At 62.3% G+C, this 17,526-nt stretch carries 15 protein-coding genes; 3 read left to right on the forward strand and 12 right to left on the reverse strand.

Annotation, left to right across the window (positions count from 1 at the left end):
• Both peaB and peaA read right to left on the reverse strand, forming a co-directional pair.
• Entirely contained in the window at window positions 1-1,431 is a 1,431-nt protein-coding gene (gene peaB, locus FQ668_RS16350) for a quinohemoprotein amine dehydrogenase maturation protein (protein WP_019437499.1), read from the reverse strand.
• Between the two features lie 48 nt (window positions 1,432-1,479).
• Window positions 1,480-3,045: a quinohemoprotein amine dehydrogenase subunit alpha gene (gene peaA / locus FQ668_RS16355; protein WP_026031870.1), complete on the reverse strand. Its 1,566-nt coding sequence runs from the start codon at window positions 3,043-3,045 to the stop codon at window positions 1,480-1,482.
• 402 nt (window positions 3,046-3,447) lie between these two features.
• Between peaA and FQ668_RS16360 the strand changes: the two genes are divergently transcribed.
• Window positions 3,448-4,941: an aldehyde dehydrogenase gene (locus FQ668_RS16360; RefSeq protein ID WP_019437497.1), complete on the forward strand. Its 1,494-nt coding sequence runs from the start codon at window positions 3,448-3,450 to the stop codon at window positions 4,939-4,941.
• Between the two features lie 139 nt (window positions 4,942-5,080).
• Window positions 5,081-6,394 carry a hypothetical protein gene (locus tag FQ668_RS16365; protein ID WP_019437664.1) on the forward strand — a complete coding sequence of 438 codons (1,314 nt, stop codon included), beginning with the start codon at window positions 5,081-5,083 and terminating at the stop codon, window positions 6,392-6,394.
• 134 nt (window positions 6,395-6,528) lie between these two features.
• Here the strand turns inward: FQ668_RS16365 and FQ668_RS16370 are convergent, their stop codons facing one another.
• The 5 genes from FQ668_RS16370 to FQ668_RS29035 all read right to left on the reverse strand — a co-directional run bounded on the left by FQ668_RS16370 (window position 6,529) and on the right by FQ668_RS29035 (window position 13,091).
• Window positions 6,529-7,821, reverse strand: coding sequence for an NAD(P)/FAD-dependent oxidoreductase (locus tag FQ668_RS16370; RefSeq protein ID WP_019437663.1), 1,293 nt, complete (start codon window positions 7,819-7,821; stop codon window positions 6,529-6,531).
• Window positions 7,814-8,491, reverse strand: coding sequence for a S8 family serine peptidase (locus FQ668_RS16375; RefSeq protein ID WP_019437662.1), 678 nt, complete (start codon window positions 8,489-8,491; stop codon window positions 7,814-7,816). The genes FQ668_RS16370 and FQ668_RS16375 overlap by 8 nt, the downstream gene beginning before the upstream one ends.
• Complete coding sequence (locus tag FQ668_RS16380) at window positions 8,481-10,214, reverse strand: ABC transporter ATP-binding protein (protein WP_019437661.1); 1,734 nt, start codon at window positions 10,212-10,214, stop codon at window positions 8,481-8,483. The genes FQ668_RS16375 and FQ668_RS16380 overlap by 11 nt, the downstream gene beginning before the upstream one ends.
• 1 nt (window position 10,215) lies before the next feature.
• Window positions 10,216-12,126 carry a sigma-54-dependent Fis family transcriptional regulator gene (locus FQ668_RS16385; RefSeq protein ID WP_014590790.1) on the reverse strand — a complete coding sequence of 637 codons (1,911 nt, stop codon included), beginning with the start codon at window positions 12,124-12,126 and terminating at the stop codon, window positions 10,216-10,218.
• Window positions 12,127-12,431: 305 nt separating this feature from the next.
• Window positions 12,432-13,091: an RHS repeat-associated core domain-containing protein gene (locus tag FQ668_RS29035; RefSeq protein WP_306109845.1), complete on the reverse strand. Its 660-nt coding sequence runs from the start codon at window positions 13,089-13,091 to the stop codon at window positions 12,432-12,434.
• 712 nt (window positions 13,092-13,803) lie between these two features.
• On the opposite strand from FQ668_RS29035, the gene FQ668_RS16400 reads away from it, so the two are divergent.
• Window positions 13,804-14,778: an RHS repeat-associated core domain-containing protein gene (locus tag FQ668_RS16400; protein ID WP_080590228.1), complete on the forward strand. Its 975-nt coding sequence runs from the start codon at window positions 13,804-13,806 to the stop codon at window positions 14,776-14,778.
• A gap of 172 nt (window positions 14,779-14,950) precedes the next feature.
• On the opposite strand, the gene FQ668_RS16405 is transcribed toward FQ668_RS16400, so the two are convergent.
• The 5 genes from FQ668_RS16405 to FQ668_RS16425 are packed head-to-tail and all read right to left on the reverse strand — an operon-like array spanning window position 14,951 to window position 17,521.
• Window positions 14,951-15,802 carry a CsgG/HfaB family protein gene (locus tag FQ668_RS16405; RefSeq protein WP_014590789.1) on the reverse strand — a complete coding sequence of 284 codons (852 nt, stop codon included), beginning with the start codon at window positions 15,800-15,802 and terminating at the stop codon, window positions 14,951-14,953.
• A gap of 34 nt (window positions 15,803-15,836) precedes the next feature.
• Entirely contained in the window at window positions 15,837-16,250 is a 414-nt protein-coding gene (locus FQ668_RS16410) for a curli assembly protein CsgF (RefSeq protein WP_014590788.1), read from the reverse strand.
• On the reverse strand, window positions 16,247-16,648 hold the full coding sequence (gene csgE, locus FQ668_RS16415) for a curli production assembly/transport protein CsgE (protein ID WP_010954337.1): 402 nt from the start codon (window positions 16,646-16,648) through the stop codon (window positions 16,247-16,249). Before csgE ends, FQ668_RS16410 begins: the two co-directional genes overlap by 4 nt.
• Complete coding sequence (locus FQ668_RS16420) at window positions 16,645-17,172, reverse strand: type II secretion system protein (RefSeq protein WP_014590787.1); 528 nt, start codon at window positions 17,170-17,172, stop codon at window positions 16,645-16,647. Before FQ668_RS16420 ends, csgE begins: the two co-directional genes overlap by 4 nt.
• On the reverse strand, window positions 17,147-17,521 hold the full coding sequence (locus tag FQ668_RS16425; protein ID WP_003247965.1) for a type II secretion system protein: 375 nt from the start codon (window positions 17,519-17,521) through the stop codon (window positions 17,147-17,149). The genes FQ668_RS16420 and FQ668_RS16425 overlap by 26 nt, the downstream gene beginning before the upstream one ends.
• Window positions 17,522-17,526: the final 5 nt, after the last annotated feature.

Below are 17,526 nucleotides of genomic sequence, written 5' to 3' on the forward strand. Positions count from 1 at the left end.
TCAGTGCGCCTTCCGCGGGGTGATATAGCGATCGATGAAGGCCGGGTTGGCGGCCATGATGCGGCTGTAGACTTCGATGCCGAAGTCCACCCAGTCGCGCATCAGTTCGCAGTAGTGGTATGTCGGGTGCTGCGGGTCACCGTAGCGCGCATAGCTTTCGTGGTAGCAGCCGCCGGAGCACAGGTTGCGGATGCGGCAGCTTTCGCAGCCGGTGTTGCTGCGGTCCAGGCGCTGCGACAGAAAGTCGTTGAGCTGCGCCTGCTTCACGCCCTGGTGCACGTTACCGAAGGTGGGCAGGCTGGAGCCGGTGAAGCGGTGGCACAGGTTCAACTCACCTTCATGATCCACTGCCAACATCTTCAACCCGGCGCCACACGGCAGGGCCTTCTTGTGGCCTTCGTGGATGTCGGTGATCAACTGATGCAGGTTGGAGAACCCGATGTTGCGGTGCTCCAGTGCCGCCTCCAGGTAGCGCCGGCCGAGTGCCTTCATGTTGGCGAAGACTTGCACCAGCTCGTCGCCAGTGAGGTTGAAGTCAGCCATGTCGCCAGAAGTAACCGGGGCAAAGCCGACCTCGGCGAAACCCATTTCGTTGAACAGGTGGTTCCAGATGGTTTCAACGTCGGTAATGCCACGGGTCAGCGTGACCCGCGCGCCCACCGGGCGGCTGGTGTAGCGCGACAGCAGCAGGTCGGCCTTGCGCCGCACCACGTCATAGGTGCCCTGCCCGCCCACGGTGATACGGTTGCGGTCATGCACGGTCTTGGGGCCATCGATGCTGATCGACAGGCCAAAGCGGTGAGCGTTGAGCCAATCAATGATTTCTTCGGTCAGCAAAGTAGCGTTGGTGGTCATGATGAATTCCACCTGCTTGCCCGCTTCGGCGAACCGTCGCTCGCAGTAAGCCACCATGTGCTCGATCAACGGCCGATTGGACAGCGGTTCGCCACCGAAGAACACCACGCTGTAGCGCTGCTCGTTGGGTGATTCCTTGAGCAGCATCTCCACCGAGGCTTCGGCGGTGGCGGTACTCATCTTCTTGCCGGCGGAAGGCTTGTCCAAGTCTTCCTTGTAGCAGTAGGTGCAGCTGAGGTTGCAACCGGTGTTGACGTTGAGCACCACGGTGTTAAGCGCGGTGCGCTCGACTTGCCTGAGGGCGATTTCCGGGGTCAGCGGCGAGCCGTCGCTGACCAGCTCCAGCGCGATCAGCTCGCGCAGGGTGTCCTGGATATCGTCGCCGGCAAACTGCTGGCCAAGGCGCTGCATCAGCTCCTCGGCCGAGCAGCCTTGCTGGCGCAAGGTGTCGATGATGCCGCCGGTCACCGCGTCAGCGGTGAACAGCGAACTGCTGGGGATATGGAACAGCATGCGGTCGGCATCAACCTGTACTTCGTGCAGGTTGCGTTCGACCAGATTCAGTAGTACGCCCATGGCGACCTCCCGATAATCGATCCGTTGGAAAACCGTTGCAGCCTGCCGTTACGGCAGCGGCGGGTTATTCCAGCGCTGTACGGTGACGATCATGTGCCCTTCGCCGGTCTGGCCACCGTCGGCCAGTGTGGCGATGACCTTCAGGTTACCGGCGTTGTTGGTCATCATCTTGCGCTCAGGGTTGGGCCCGGCACCGCCTGGCACGAACACACCGTCGGCCTGCATCTGCCCGGCGAACTTGACGTCTTCATCCTCGACAGCACGCTCGTTGAACGGCTCGACCTTCCAGCTGGCCGGCAGGTAGCCAATACGCAGCGGCTGGCCATTGGCATCCTTACCCCAGGCTTCGGCCTCGAACCGCCCCTGCACTTTCGGCACGGAGGCGCCGTTCTCGCCAATGCGCGCGATGGAGAACGCCGGCACGACCTTCACTTCGTCGACCTTGTCGTAAACCGCCAGGTTCACGCCCTTGAGCGCACCTACCGCCACCTCGCGCAGCCCTGGGCTGGCATCGGCCGCGGCACGGGCCTTGACCCTTACCAGGGTCGGGGTCTGCTCCAGCACTTCGGTCACTTCCACCCCGGCGCCCAGGTCCGGCTTGCCAGTCAGGCCGCTGCCAACCAGGGTGATTTCGCTTTCGCCTCCGGCTTTGATGAACGCCGGTTGTACCGCCAGCAACTGCGCCTTGCCTTCTTTTACAGCGCTGAAGTCCAGGCCGCGCTCATCGTGATCGGCTTCGAACATACGGCCTTTCATTTCGCCATCCAGCGCGGCGAACACCTGGCGCAGGTTGTCATCGCCAACCTTCACATTGCCCCGCCATTCATAACCGTTGTACAGGATGGCCGAGCCGCTGCCGTTGAACGGTGTCCCGTCGGCGTAAGCGCCCTTGACCTCGACCTTGAAGGTATCGCCCTCTCCGGCCGTGACGCTCATCACCCCACGGACATCGCCCTTGGCCAACATATGACCGCTGAATGCCCACTGCCCCGGCAGTACGTCCGCCTTGGGTTTGGCCTTCTGCCATTCGTCCCAGGCCGCGCTGTCCATCGGGAAGCGCTTGGCAAGGTCCGGCACCACTTGCTGCAGGGCGATCGGCAGCCAGTCGCGGTCACGCGCCTGGGCCTGGTATTCAAGGGACGGCCATTGGCCAAGGTGGAAGTGGACCAGGTGTTCCCACTCCTTGGCCGGGCGCCGTTGCAAGGCGACACGGGCACCCGAGTGGCAACGGCCACAGGTCTCGCTGAGCTGGGTGTCGAAGTGCTCGACGGTATTGAGCCGACGCTCCATGGCGTAACGCACGCCATCGGTTTCGCTGGGCGCCAGGCCCTGTTTGTCGGCCAGGTATTTGACCAGCGTGCGACGGTCGTCGTCGCTGATCTGAAGGCCATGCATCACCTGCATGCGGGCGATGCTCATCAGCCAGCCTTCCGGTGTCTTGCGCTGGTGGCTGATGCGGCTATAGGTGTCGTTGCCCTCGGGGATATGGCACCCCATGCACTTGTTCTGCAACAGGCTCGGGCCCTGCTCGGCCGCCATGGCCTGGGTGCTCAGCAGCGCGGCGGCGACCAGCGCCAGTTTGCCCGCATGCCGCCGGAGTCGAGTCGTCTTCAAGGTCAGACCTCCACGGTTGTTGTTCTTATCGTTTTCGCACGCTTTGGTACAGCAGGTGTGCATGTGACGGTTGTGATACAGGAACTGTGCCAGTTAGGGTAAAAACGTTCCCTTTCAACCTGTTAAGCGGTTTTCGGGGCTTGGCCAGGAGCCGGGATGGCCATTTGCAGCGTGCCATTTCGCGACAGGGTGTTTCATGTTGAGACAGGCCCGCGAAGAGGCCGAACAGCCACTGTTTCACCACCGTCTCACACAGTCTCAATGTGCAACAGCGCAACCCGGCAATCGCAACCTTGCGCTCAGGCAAAACCCAACACCCACAACGCTTTGCGGCCATCTGCCCAGGTTGGCACGGCCATTGCGCCAGTGCCCGTCACATCCAATGACAAGAGGCACAGCCCCATGCTTTCCGAACTGCCCATCCTGCCCGCCACCCGCGCCTTTCTCGAACGCAAGCTGAAGATGCGCATCGGTGCCGAGTGGCAGGACGCCGCCAGCGGTCGCACCCTGTCGTTCCGCAACCCGGCCACCGGCGAGGTGCTGGGTGAAGTGCCGGCCGCCGAGGCCGAAGATGTCGACCGCGCCGTGCGCGCTGCGCGCCAGGCCTTCGACGACTCGCCCTGGAGCCGCATGCGCCCGCGCGAGCGGCAGAACCTGCTGTGGCGCCTGGCCGACCTGATGGAACGCGATGCGCGTCAGCTGGCCGAACTGGAATGCCTGAACAATGGCAAGAGCGCCGCCGTGGCCCAGGTGATGGACGTGCAACTGGCCATCGACTTCCTGCGCTATATGGCAGGCTGGGCCACCAAGATCGAGGGTAGCACCGTCGAAGCGTCCATGCCGCTGATGCCCAACGACCAGTTCCACGGCTTTGTGCGTCGCGAGGCAGTGGGCGTGGTTGGCGCCATCGTTGCCTGGAACTTCCCACTGCTGCTGGCCTGCTGGAAGCTCGGCCCGGCACTGGCCACTGGCTGCACGGTGGTGCTCAAGCCTGCCGATGAAACCCCACTGAGCGTGCTCAAGCTGGCCGAGCTGGTCGACGAGGCCGGCTACCCGGCCGGCGTGTTCAACGTGGTTACCGGTACTGGCCTGAACGCCGGCGCCGCGCTCAGCCGCCATCCCGGCGTAGACAAACTGACCTTCACCGGCTCCACCGAGGTCGGCAAGCTGATCGGCAAGGCGGCCATGGACAACATGACCCGCGTCACCCTGGAACTGGGCGGCAAGTCGCCGACCATCGTCATGCCCGACGCCAACCTGCAGGAAGCCGCAGCCGGTGCGGCCACGGCGATCTTCTTCAACCAGGGCCAGGTGTGCTGCGCAGGTTCGCGGCTGTATGTGCACCGCAAGCACTTCGACAATGTGGTGGCCGACATTGCCGGGATTGCCAATGCCATGAAGCTGGGCAACGGGCTGGACCCGGCGGTGCAGATGGGCCCGCTGATTTCAGCCAAGCAGCAGGACCGCGTCACCGGCTACATCGAGCTTGGCCGCGAACTGGGCGCCACCATCGCCTGCGGGGGAGAAGGTTTCGGGCCTGGTTACTTCGTCAAGCCGACGGTGATTGTCGATGTGGACCAGCGTCACCGACTGGTACAGGAAGAAATCTTCGGGCCGGTACTGGTGGCGATGCCATTCGATGACATCGACGAAGTGATCGGCATGGCCAACGACAATCCCTACGGCCTGGGCGCAAGTATCTGGTCCAATGACCTGGCCGCTGTGCACCGCATGATCCCGCGCATCAAGTCCGGCTCGGTGTGGGTCAACTGCCACAGCGCGCTGGACCCGGCGCTGCCGTTTGGTGGCTACAAGATGTCTGGCGTTGGTCGTGAGATGGGCTCAGCGGCCATCGAGCACTACACCGAGCTGAAATCGGTGTTGATCAAGCTCTGATCCTTTTTCCTGTACCGGCCTCTTCGCGGGTGAACCCGCTCCTGCACCAGGTATCACGTGACTTGTAGGCGCGGGTTCACCCGCCAAGAGGCCGGTACAGGCGACACAAAAACAACAATAAAAACCATGGAGCAAACCCATGAGGCACACACTCGCCTGCACATTGGCCCTGCTGCTAACCGCCCCCGCCACCCACGCCTACGAGCTGTACAACCACGATGGCACCACCCTCAACGCCAACCTCGAAGCCCTGTTCGGCGTCTTCCACAGCGACGAAAGCTTCAACCAGGCCGGCAACCGCCAGCCCGGCAGCACCGCCTGGCAGGAAGGCTACGTAAAATACGGCCTCAGCGGCAGCCAGACCCTGGCCGATAGCGGCACCCTCTACGGCGCCTTCAGCCTGCTCAGTTCCGCCACCTGGGGCGATGGCGACGCCGCCGGCCTGACCCTGGGTGACGAACGCCGCACCGCCATCGAAGACCTGTATTTGGGCTGGCGTTCGGCCAACCTGTTTCCGGCGCTGGGCGAAGATGGCGTAGACATTTCCGGTGGCCGCCAGATCGTCACCCTGGGTGATGGGTTCCTCATCCAGGGTGACCCGGTCAATCTGGGCAAGGTCGACCTGGGGGCCAACTTCGACCGCGGCGGTGCCTACTACCTGGCCGCGCGCAAGGCCTTCGACCGCACCGCCGTGCTGCGCCTGGGCGGCAACCAGGGCTGGCGCGGCGACCTGATGTGGTTGAAGTCCGACAACCACTACCAGGCCGACACTTCCCTGGCGGTCGCCAACCTGGAGCACGTCGCCGATACCGGCACCGTCGGCCTGAGCTGGATCCGCGGCCTCGACGTGGACCCGCGCTACGCACAGATCATGGGCCTGGAACACCGCGACGGCATGGACACCGCCAGCCTGCGCGGGCGCGGCAACCTGGGCGTCAAAGACCTGGAGCTGGCCGCCGAGTACGTGACCCAGGACAAGACCGGCGGGCGCGAGAATGCCTGGTACCTGGAGGGCAACTGGACCTTCTCCCAACTGCCCTGGTCACCCACCGCCACCTACCGCTACAGCCGCTTCTCCGAAGGCTTCGACCCGCTGTTCTATGGCCTGAGCCGGGGCTACGGCACATGGTTCCAGGGTGAAGTGGCAGCCAACTATGCCGGGCCCTTCAACAAGAACAGCCAGGTGCACCATGTAGCGCTGAAGGGCAAGCCACGGGACAACCTGACCGTCGGCGCACTGTACTTCGACTTCGACACACTGGACACCGACCAGGGCAACCTTGGCGGGCGCGAGCTGGACCTGTATGTGGAATGGATGGTCAACGACCACCTGCTGATCAGCCCGGTGGTGGGGTTCTACAAGCCGGAGCGCAGTGCGGCCAATGGCGGTACGCAGCTGGGTGGGCGGGATACCGGGACATACCTGCAGTTGATTGTCGGGACCTTCTTCTGATTGGAAATCACAGGGCCGCTTTGCGGCCCATCGCAGGCAAGCCAGCTCCTACAGGTATGCGCAAGATGCAGAATTGCACTGTACCTGTGGGAGCTGGCTTGCCTGCGATGGGCTGCAAAGCAGCCCCGGCAATCTCAAACCAACCCCTGCTCCCCCAGCCACCGCCGCACCATCCTCTGCTGTTCACCCGCAAGCCCCGACAACACCGCCTCAACAGGCCGGCCACTGCGTATTTTTCGCACCACAGGCGCCAGTTCCACCCCCTGCAAATGCCACACCCCCAACGGCTGGTCCGCTGTCACCACCACCTCGGCCGCATCCACCAGCCCATCACGCAGTACAGGCCGCCGCTCAACCCGCACCGCTTGCCAATCAGCCGCCTGATGCAGGGGTTGCGCATCCGGCCAGCCTTGGCGGCGTGACCAGAACGGTTGCCCCACCCGGTTTTGTTCCTGGGCATAGAAATCCCGGCCAATACGGGCAAAACGCAAGAACAGCTGCTCGACCCGCTGCTGGTGAAACTGCCGCGCCAACTCGGCCCGCTCAGGCCTGCGCAGCAACGTATTGATCACCACCGGCGCCTGCAATGCCGAAGATAGCGACTGAAAAATCCCGTTGCCCGACAGCGGGTCAACGGCCATCGCCGCATCGCCCACCCGGATCCAGTCCTGCCCGACACACTCACCCGCCAGAATGGCGGTACTGCTGCGTGCATGCACCGGTGCCGGTATCAATGCCTGATCGTCGAACAGTTCAGCGACCAGCGCGCTACGGCCCCGCAACGTCACGCAGTACGCTGCCAACCCAGCCTTTCCCGGCAGCCCGGCAGCGTCCTGGGTGACTTGCCAGTAACAACGTCCATCTTCCAGCCGTGCCATCCACGCCCAGCCATCCTCCAGGCTCTCCACCGCCGACGCAGGCGCACCGGGGCTACCCTGCCAGACATTGAGCAGGCTGACCGTTTCAGGCCCACGCAGGCGGTCTGCGGCCAGGGGCGCCTGACGGCCTCGGGCCTCGACCAGGAAATCAGCGGTCAGCACCTGCCCATCGTCCAGACGCACATGATGACCGCCCCTCTGCACGACCTCACGCACCCGCCCCTCGACCACACTCACGCCTGCGCGCTGAAGGTCTTCGCGCAGCGCCCGGTCAAAGCGTTGCCGGTCGAGCAAAAACTCCTGGTTCATGTGCAGGTGCTGGCCGTTCCAGTGCACCTGGCGGGTGGCCGGCATGGCCGCCTGGCTCAAGGCCCCGCCCAGGCCTGCGTGACGCAAGCCCTCCAGCACCCGCTGCGAAACGCCTTCAACTGCCGCGAAACGGCGCCACTCCGATATCACCGTCACGGTGTAACCCAGCCGCCGCAAGCCAATGGCCGTGGCGGCACCCGCAGGGCCGGCGCCCAGCACCACAATGCGCGGCTCAACCATGGCTGGCCCCCCGTCGCTCGGGCCCGTTGAAGGCCGCATGCTCACGCAACCAGTCATGCACCTGCTGGCGGTCCATTCCCTGGGCATCACGCAGCAAGGCGGCAATCTTCCCGCTCAACGCCGCGCAACCCAGGCTCGCACCCGCCCGCTCACCCGCGCCCACGTAAGCGCCAAAATCCGCTTGTCGCGTACCCAGCCACGACCACTGGCCCGGTGCACAGCGGGCATCGCCGGTGACCCGAATGACGCCTGGGTAGCTGGCCGGGTAAACCGCCCCCCCCTGCGCCGGGCTGGATGCACACAACAGCACACCTGCGGCCAAAGCCTCGGCACAGGCCTGGTGCAGCACGGGCCGGTCCTGCTGCAAGCCCAGGCTGAGGTTGACCAGCGTGGCCCCCGACTCCACCAGCCACAGCAATGCGGCAGCCACCTGCAACGCACTGGTGCTGGCCTGGACACTGAACACCTGGGCCACCAGCACCGACACAGGACCAGCCTGGTGTTGCAAGCTGGCGAACACCGCACTGCCGTGCCCAAGTTGGTCGGGGAGCATTTCACCTTCGCGCAACTGGCCGTCTTCCAGCCAGAAACGGCGGCCGTCCAGCAAGCCGTTGGCCTGCTGCGGCGAACAGCCGCTGTCGATGATACCAACGCGCACGTCAGTGCCCATGTTTGACCACCTCCTGCGCCAGTACCTGCAACTGGCCGTCATGCAGTTGCAGATGCAGGTCGGCATCGGCCAGGGTCGAAGCCCGGTGGCTGATCAGGATGCGCGTGCGGCCGGCGAACAGTTGGTCGATGGCCGCGATCACTTCACGTTCGGTGGCCTCATCCACCGCCGAAGTGGCCTCGTCCAGCACCAGAATCGCCGGGGCCTGCAACACTGCACGAGCAATGGCGATGCGTTGTTTCTGCCCCCCGGACAACTGCTGGCCACGCTCGCCCAGCAAGCCATCCAGGCCCAGCGGCAGGCTGTCGACCAGGCTGTCCAGCCGCGCCAGGCGCACCACCCGTTCCAGTTCATCACGGCTGGCCTCGGGCACGCCATAAGCCAGGTTCTGCGCCAGGGTGCCACGAAACAGCACGATGTCCTGGCTGACCACGGCGATTCGCCTGCGCAGCGCAGCCAGGTCAAGGTCGCGCAGGTCGACGCCGTCCAGCAGGATGCGCCCGGCGTCCGGGTCGTAGAAGCGCTGCAACAGGTCGATCAGGGTTGACTTGCCCACCCCGGAGGCACCGCTGATGGCGACTTTCAGGCCACCCGGGATGCTCACCTGCACGTTGTTCAGTACCGCTCCCTGGCGCCCCTCATGGGCAAAGCTCAGCGTCTCCAGGCGCAACTCGCCGGGGCCATCGGGGATGGGCTGCGGGTTGGCGGTCTGATGTACCGCTACCGCTTCCTGCTTCAATTCCATCACCCTTCCCAGGCTGACAGCCATGCGCTGCACCGCCACGTACAAGCCCAGCAGGCTCTGCACCGGCCCAACCGCCATGCCCATGTAAGTAGAAAAAGCGATCAACGCGCCCAGTTGCCAGGTGCCCTGGATCACCCACCAGCCACCGACCAGAAACGCACAGGCGCGGCACCACGAGGTCAATGTGCCTGGGATGGCCTGGGTGAAGAATTCGGTCACCTGCACCTTCAGCAACTGGCGCATGTAACCTTGCCCAAGCTGGTCCAGGCGCCCTGCTTCCCGGCCTTGCTGGCCGGCCGCCTGAATGAACTTCATCGCCGGCAGGGTCTCGACCAGGAAAGACGACACATCCGCCGAGCGCTCACGCAAGTTGCGCACTTCGCGCTCCACCTTACGCCGCATCCAGCGCAGCCACAGCACCTCGATCGGCACCAGCAGCACCAGCAACAGGGACAACTGCCACGACAGCATCAGCATCAACGCCACCGCGCCCACCAGGCCGATCACCGCCGACACCGCCGAGAACAGCGAGTCCACGGCAAAGCGCTGGATCTCTGCCACATCGCCATCCAGCCGAGAAAGAATGTCGCCGATTCGCCGCCGCCCGTAAAAGGTCGGCGACAACTGCTGCAGATGGCGGTAAAGGTCGTCGCGCAAGGCGAACAGGATGCGCCCCGACAGGCGCGTGTGCAGGTAGCGGTTGACGCCGGCCAGCACTGTGCCCAGCAGGCCCGCGCCGATCATGATTGCCGCCATGTGCCAAAGCGTTTGGTAATCCTTGGCCAGCAGCCCCTCATCGATCAGGGTCTTGACCAGCCAGGGTTGCGCCAACGCCAGCAGCGATGCACCCAGCGACAAGCTGAGCAAAAGGCCGATGGCGCGCCGATGGGGGCGCACGAAACCATACAGCCAGGCCAACGCCTGGCGCATGAGTACAGGGTCGCTGGAATCCACCAGCCTTGCGAACAGGCCGCCCACGTCAGCCGCGCAACTGCTTGAGCTTGCGGTACAGCGTCGCCCGGCTGATACCCAGTGCCGCGGCGGCGGCCGAGACGTTGCCCTGGTGGCGCGCCAGAGCACCGCGAATCTGTTCCAGTTCATTGTCCTTGAGGCTGCCGGAGGGCGCTGCGCTGCTGGCCAGTTCGTCCAGCAGGCAGTCGGTGAGGTGATCGAGGGTCAGCACCTGCTCGCCATCCTCGCGCATGGCCAGCGCGGTGCGCACCACCATTTCCAGCTGACGGATGTTGCCAGGCCAGTCGAAACCTTCGAGCAACGCGGTCAACGCCGGGTCGAGGGTTACGCCACGCGCATCGGCCTTGTCCAGCAGGCCCTGGATGATCGCCGCCAGGTCCTCACGTTCGCGCAGGGCCGGCAGGCGCAGCGACACGCCGTTGACCCGGTAGAACAGGTCTTCACGGAAGTGCTGCTCCTGCACCAGGCGCTTGAGGTCGCGGTGGGTGGCGCAGATCAGCGCCACGTCGATGTCCTGCTCGTCACCCGCCCCCAATGGTGCTACCCGGCGCTCCTGCAGTACCCGCAACAGGCGTGCTTGCAGGGCCAGCGGCATGTCGCCGATTTCGTCGAGGAACAGCGTGCCACCATGGGCCTGCATCAGCCGCCCGACCATGCCACCACGACGCGAACCGGTGAAGGCGCCCTCACGGTAGCCGAACAGCTCGGACTCGATCAGCCCCTCGGGAATAGCTGCGCAGTTGACTGCCACGAACGGTTTGTCGGCACGCCGGCTGGCCTGGTGCAAGGCGCGAGCGACCACTTCCTTGCCGGTACCGGTTTCGCCCAGCAGCAGCACTGGCAAACCATTGCCCAGCCCCTGGCGAGCCATGCGCAGGTTGCGCGCCAGGCGTTGATCACCACCGGCCAGAGCATCGAGTGCAGGCGCCTGTTTGCTCAAGGCCGGCTTGCTGGATGGTGTGCTGGGGGTTACCCGGCCATGGCGCGGCAGCTGTAGGGCACGGAAATAGAACTCGCCCTTGGCGGTCTGCACGCTGCTGACCCCGCCCTGCCACAGGCGAGCGATAAAGGCCGGGGAACGTTCGCCCAGCAGGTCGGTGCTGCGCCGCCCAATCAGTTCGTGACGCGGCACCTGCAACAGCTGGCAGGCACTGTCGTTGGCAGCCAGCACTTCGCCGTCCAGGCTCAGGGCCAACAGGCCGTGCCAGGCACTGTTGAGGTATTGCGGGCGGCTGTGGAAGGCCAGCACCAACTGGTCCGGGTGGCACTGGCCAAACAGGCGGCTTTCAATGTTGCCGGCCGCCAGCATAAGGGTCGACAGGCTGTCCTGCGGTTGCGCCATCACCCCTTCGCGGGTGATGTCGAGCACACCGATCACCTCGCCGCGCGGGTCGCGCAGCGGGACGGAGGTACAGGAGAACGGGCTCAGGCGGTCAAGGTAATGTTCGCCGCAGTTGATCAGCGTCGGCCGGCCTTCGACCACGGCCGTGCCGATGGCATTGGTGCCGCGCAGCGATTCGCTCCAGCAACTGCCCGGGTGCAGATCGCGCAGGCCTTCGCGTTGCAGCACGTGCTTCTGGCCTTCGATGGCCAGCACGTTGGCCTGGGCATCGCCGAGGATGACGATGCCAGCCTTGCCCTGGCGCGCGACCAGGTAGTCGAGTTCGGGAGTAACGGCATCGATCAGCAGGCGGTTGCGCTCCAGCAGCAGGCGCAGGTCATGGCCCTGCTCCAGGCCCAGGCCGACCTGTTCGCCCTGCAGACAGTCCAGGCCGTGGCCCAGGCTGCGGCGCCAGGAGGCGTCGATCTCGTCGCGCAGCATGCCCAGCGGTAGTTCGCCTTCGCTTGCCAGCTTCAGGCGGGCCTCGCGGGATTCGTGCAGCGGGTCGTGGGCGTTTGTTATAAGTTGTCGCGCCATTTTCTACTCCGGCTGTGCCCCGCGATGTGACGGGGTACGGGCTTGGGAATTTTCCGCAGTGTGCGGGAGAAATGGCTGGGCGTCATCTGGTTGGTGAACGCATCGTGGCTGGGGCATGGCGCGCGGTTTGAGTGGAGGCCCCTGGGTATCGGCGTCAATCAAATGATTGTGTTGCCTGCACCGGCCGCTTCGCGGGTAAACCCGCTCCAACAGAGCTTGCGCCAAGCTTGATACCCGTGCAATCCCGATCAAACCAGGCTCTCCCACTGTTGGAAGCGATCGTCATTCCATCAACCAAACTTAGCCTACGACGTAAATACTGAGCTCGTATTCGGTCGCTTAACTAATCGGGGGTCATAGAATTCTGGATGAGTGGAGCGCACCACGGTACTAATGAGTCGCCTGAGGCTAACCTGCGCGCTGTTATCATCAACATATTTCAACTGCCTCAGCGCATCGCGCCCGCTCCATTTTTTAAAGCTACCGCCACCATTTACAACCTTGTGCTCAATCGCACTTATCAGCAGGTCATCCGGGATTTGACTTTCACTCTTCACCCCTTGTCTCCGCGCCTGTTCAACCATGTTTTTCGCAAATGCCCCCGCGCGCGGTATTTCGTGACTTTTGCTCGTCCAAAACGTCTTGGGCACCGCCAACCCTGACGTCTCCTTTCCATAAGCCCCCAAGTAAAGTGGATGACTGCCATGAACCGGCATCGCGTCAACAGACGCCGACATAGCGGACAGCGCCGTTGGCGTTGGCTTTGGCGCACGTTGAATAGCATGCGACCGCCAGCTTACACCGTAAGGTTGCCGAGATGTCCAAGGGGAAGGTATGACTGGCACTTTCATTCGCCCGTCAGTGTCGAGGTAATTAATCGGATCTCCCTCACAATATGCGTACGCATTGATTCCATCCGCGCCAAATGGACTTATCACGTCAGGTGAAAAAAAACGCATCAACATCGAACTGTAGGCACGCACCCACTACCAAGTAGATCGCATTCAGATGCCACATCTCGATGCTCACCATTATAACCAAGGAGTGATTCTCTGGAGGCAGCCTGATCAAACCCATAAGGACTATAGCATCGAGTGTTTCGGCCCTGAAGTATGGGATTTTGTCGATCTGCAGCCAGAAGCAAATGCGTTTCTTCGCAAATCTCTCCCAATACCAAATTAACATCAGCAAACACACTACAAGTCTTATCAGCACTCACCTTGGCAGCTAATCGCTGCCCCTTGTAAAAAAATTTAAACATTACCTATCCCATTCCCAACCAACCAACCAACCAACCAACCTTTACTGAACAATGGGCATACTTCAACACAGGCGCAACTATCAAAAATATCAGGTCGAAGATAAATCGCCTGCACGGCATCTTCGCTAACAAACCCGCGCCAAGTCCGAGGCAGCGTCAGTTCATAGGAACTGGCTTGCCCGCGAAGACACCTTAGAACCTGATCACTTGCTGCTGATTCTGGCTCAAGAAGGGGATTTCGTTCATCGGAAACTCGGCGAGTATTTGCTTCTTCTCGAATTCAATAGACGATGGCCGAAGCCTGGCACTTCAGGCCGCTGCACTACCACCAATTCATCGGAAGTCAACTGTCAAATTTATCAGTCGCTGAAAATGAATTTCTCGAACATACTCCAAAAAAACCTTGGTAAATCTCGATGAGCAGTCAACGTCACCTCCTGCACTTCTACATGCATACGCACTTACACTCGGTGCTGACAAGCGCTGCCAGCGCTACGTTCTTCCGTGACAGCTCCGTAGTACTGGCCGAATTATTGTGTGAAGCCAATCAGACAGCGACCACGCTTGTAGGCTCTGACATGGCCAGATCACCCATAACACGCAGTACGGAAAGCACCTCCTTACCGCAGGCTTACACCTCATACGGCTACGAGCAACCGCCAGAGCCCACGCTCAAATTAACGGGTTTTACCGGCCAACCCCGATCAGTATCTGCACATTTATACCTGATGGGCAGTGGGCGCCGTGCCTATAATACTGCCCTCATGCGCTTCTGTTCCCCTGACGATCTGAGTCCATTCGCTAAAGGCGGGATCAACGCTTACGCTTATTGTAAAAATGATCCGACAAATTACTCAGATCAATCGGGGCGTACCCCGACATCCAACCTAAGCACAAAAAAATCCCCCACTTCTCCATACAAGCTAAATCCGGCAAGCAAAACCATAAAAAAGACAAACCCCGCATACGATTTGGAATTTGATTTTGTCGAGGACCTTATCAGACGAAAGCCCTCAAGCACCAGCAAAGTCGACCAAGCAGGCAGCGGAGTCGACACCGTTAAAAATTTAACACCTGACGAAATTCAATCCACATTGAGAGCCATCACCCCAAGATCCGAAACACACCCTGACATAAATATCACACTGCCGACCAGTATTACACCTCCTGAGGTAGACGCCTTAGTAGCCTATCAAAAACAAGCAGTATCAAGGGTTACAATCACAGGACTTGATGCCTGGGTAACGGCTCGAACACTCAATCTAAAAATAGAATCCATTATGACGGACGCCGGACTCCCCTACAATGACCTACGCAGAATGCACGGTATCCTGGGCAGGAAACTGCGTATACTCCGACAACAACCTAGCCCTTCACTGACAAAGCGTTAACGTAGCCGAACGCAAACATCGTATATCGCCCCGGCCACCGCATCCATTACCGCTACTGAGCCAGTTGCAGATCTTCCTGGCGAACAGCAAACTCTACCTTAAACTTCAGTGACCAAGTGCCTTGCGCAGCCTAAGGCTAACATCATGCCCGCCTAAAGGCCCTTAACACTCATCAAGGCTGCAGATTCTGGCTCAAGAACTTGTCCACCGTGGCCTTGCCATCAGCTGGATCCCCCGCGACCTGCCACAACCGCCGCTCGATCCCCTGCGCCAGCAAGTGCCCCACCGCCGCTTCGATCGCCGACAGCACGCACAGCTGCGCCGGTTCATTGGTGGTATACCCCACCTCGGCTTCCAGCAGTTTCTTGAACTCGATGAACTTGAATACCCCGGCACTGCGCCCTACCGAGTAGATGGTCTTGCTGGTCATCACGTTGGCCAGCACCTGCCCGGTGCGCACGTCCACGGCGCGCAGGTTGACGGTGACCTGGTCCACCCGGTATTCGCGGGAGATGTCGATCCCCAGGTAGCGGGCACCTTCGCCGCCGCTGCGCACGTTGGTGTCGTAGGCGATGATGCCGCCTTCGAGCATCAGGTTGGCGGCCTGCAGCGGTGGCAGCTCGCCCATGATGTTTTCCGCCACATCCGGCTTTTTCTGCGAAGCACGGATGATCTTGCGCTCGGTCAGCAGGTTCTGCAGCCCTTCACGCTCCAGCACCACGAACCAGCCGCTGGCACTCAGGGCGTCCATCAGCATGCTGGCCGCGCCTTGGGTGACGCTGGTGGAGAACGAGCTGGCCGGGGTCGGCTTGTATTGCCCGGTCTGGTCGCGGAAGCCGTACACCACGGCCATCAGCCGGCCTTTGGGCCGTGGCATGTTGATCAGGTCGTAGTAAGTCGAGGCCCTTGGGGTCAGGGTCGGGGTTTCCGAGTCCTGTTCGGCCGACATGGGTTCGCGCAGGCTGCAACCACTTTGCAGGCCTAGGGCGGTGAGGATCAGCAGCGTGCTCAGCAGACGTTTCATGGTGTTCTCTCCCCAACATAAAAGCCCTTCCCTCTCAGGGGTTCAGGCCGCTGACCTCAATGATCGAAATTTCTCCTGTGGCACGATCGGTGACCTTGATGCTCAAGGCCCCGGAATCGTCGATGACGTCGATGAGAAACGCATCGGTCGCCATGCTGCCGGTGTTGCCGTTGCTGATGTTGTCCAGCAACTGCGACAACATCCGCGACTCCAGCTGGTTGCTGAAGCGCTCAAGGGCTGTGGTGCCGGTAAAGGCCGAGGCACGGTCCTTGAGGTCCGGGTCGTCGTAGTCGTTCTGCGCCTGGGCGTTGTTCAACAGCCAGGTGCCGTTCAACGGGTTGCCGCCAAAGGCCGGGTTGACCGGGGTGTACACCAGCTCGGTGGCCTGGGCAGCACAGGCGCTGGCCAGCAGGCAGGCGGCAATGCAACGTGGAATGTGGTGGTTCATAGCTCGTCCCTCTCCAAGTCGGTGGTGTCCTGTAGCAGGCGTTGCAGCTTGCGTTGAATGATCTGCTGCTTGACCAGGTCGGCGGCGGCGACGGCCTCGTCTTTGAGCTCGGTGGTGTTCGGTGGCAGGAAGCGGCGGTACACCACTTCACGCTCGAACTCCACCGTCACCAGGCTGCCCCAGCGGGCATCGGGGCGTTCGCGTACCACCAGGTTGAAGTCCAGACGGCTGGTGGCACGCAGGCGGTCGGCGAAGTAGTAGTAAAAGTCGTGGCCGATGTGCGAGATCGTGTTGTCGACGATAAAGCCCTGCATCTCGTCTTCAGCACCGGCCCTGGCACAGGTAGTCACCCCTGCCATCAGCAGCAGGCCCAGGCACAGCGCAGCCAGGCGCTTCATGGCGTGTCTCCCGGGCCTGCATTCGTCTGCACACCGCGTGCACTTTCGGTAAAGGCCTGTTCGGCGACGAACTGCCAGTCGCTGTAGTGCTCCATCCCCTCGAATCCGCTCCATTCGGCGCTGAAGCCACTGCGCTTGAAAGGGGTGGCGTCCGAGCGGCTGTACACCCCGGTGATACGGCCGTCGATCGAGCGCAGCAGGCCCCATTCGTCGCTGTTGCTGATCGGGTCAGGGTAAAGCCTGCGAATGTGCCGTTTGGCCTGCGGGTAGCGGTTGTCCTGCAGCAGGTCGGCCAGATCCTGGGGGTACTGGGCCAGCCCTGGCGAGGCGCGATAGTAGCTGCGCAAGGCCTGGGCATACTGGCTGCCGACCCACAGCAACTGGCGTTCGCGGTCGCGCTGGGCGGCGCTCGCCCAGATCGTGCCGGTGGCCGCCAGGGCCACGCTGCTGACCGCAATCAGCAGCAGCACACCCAGGTAGGTGAAGCCGCCGTTGGCCTTACCATTCAGCGAAGAGGCTGCCATCACGCGCCCTCCCTGTGGCACCGCTCTTGATATCGGCCACGCCGCCCGCCACACCCTCGGGCGGTGGCACAAGTTGCCAGGCATCGCTGCGCTCGGTGATCGGGTCGACCGGTGTGTTGCGCAGGTAACGTTGCTCCACCAGTTGTTCCAGCGAATCGGGGTAGTGGCCGGTATCACCGTAGTAATGGTCCAGCGCCTCGCGCAGCACTGCCAGGCTTTGCCGGAGGGTGGCCTCGCGCGAGCTTTCCAGGCTGTTGAAGTAGCGCGGCATGGCGATGGTCATCAGCGTGGCGATGATCGCCATCACCACCAGCAGTTCGATCAGGGTGAAGCCTTTGCTGCGTTTCATGGCTG

The organism is Pseudomonas sp. Kh14 (genome assembly GCF_900291005.1).
GTDB lineage: Bacteria > Pseudomonadota > Gammaproteobacteria > Pseudomonadales > Pseudomonadaceae > Aquipseudomonas > Aquipseudomonas alloputida.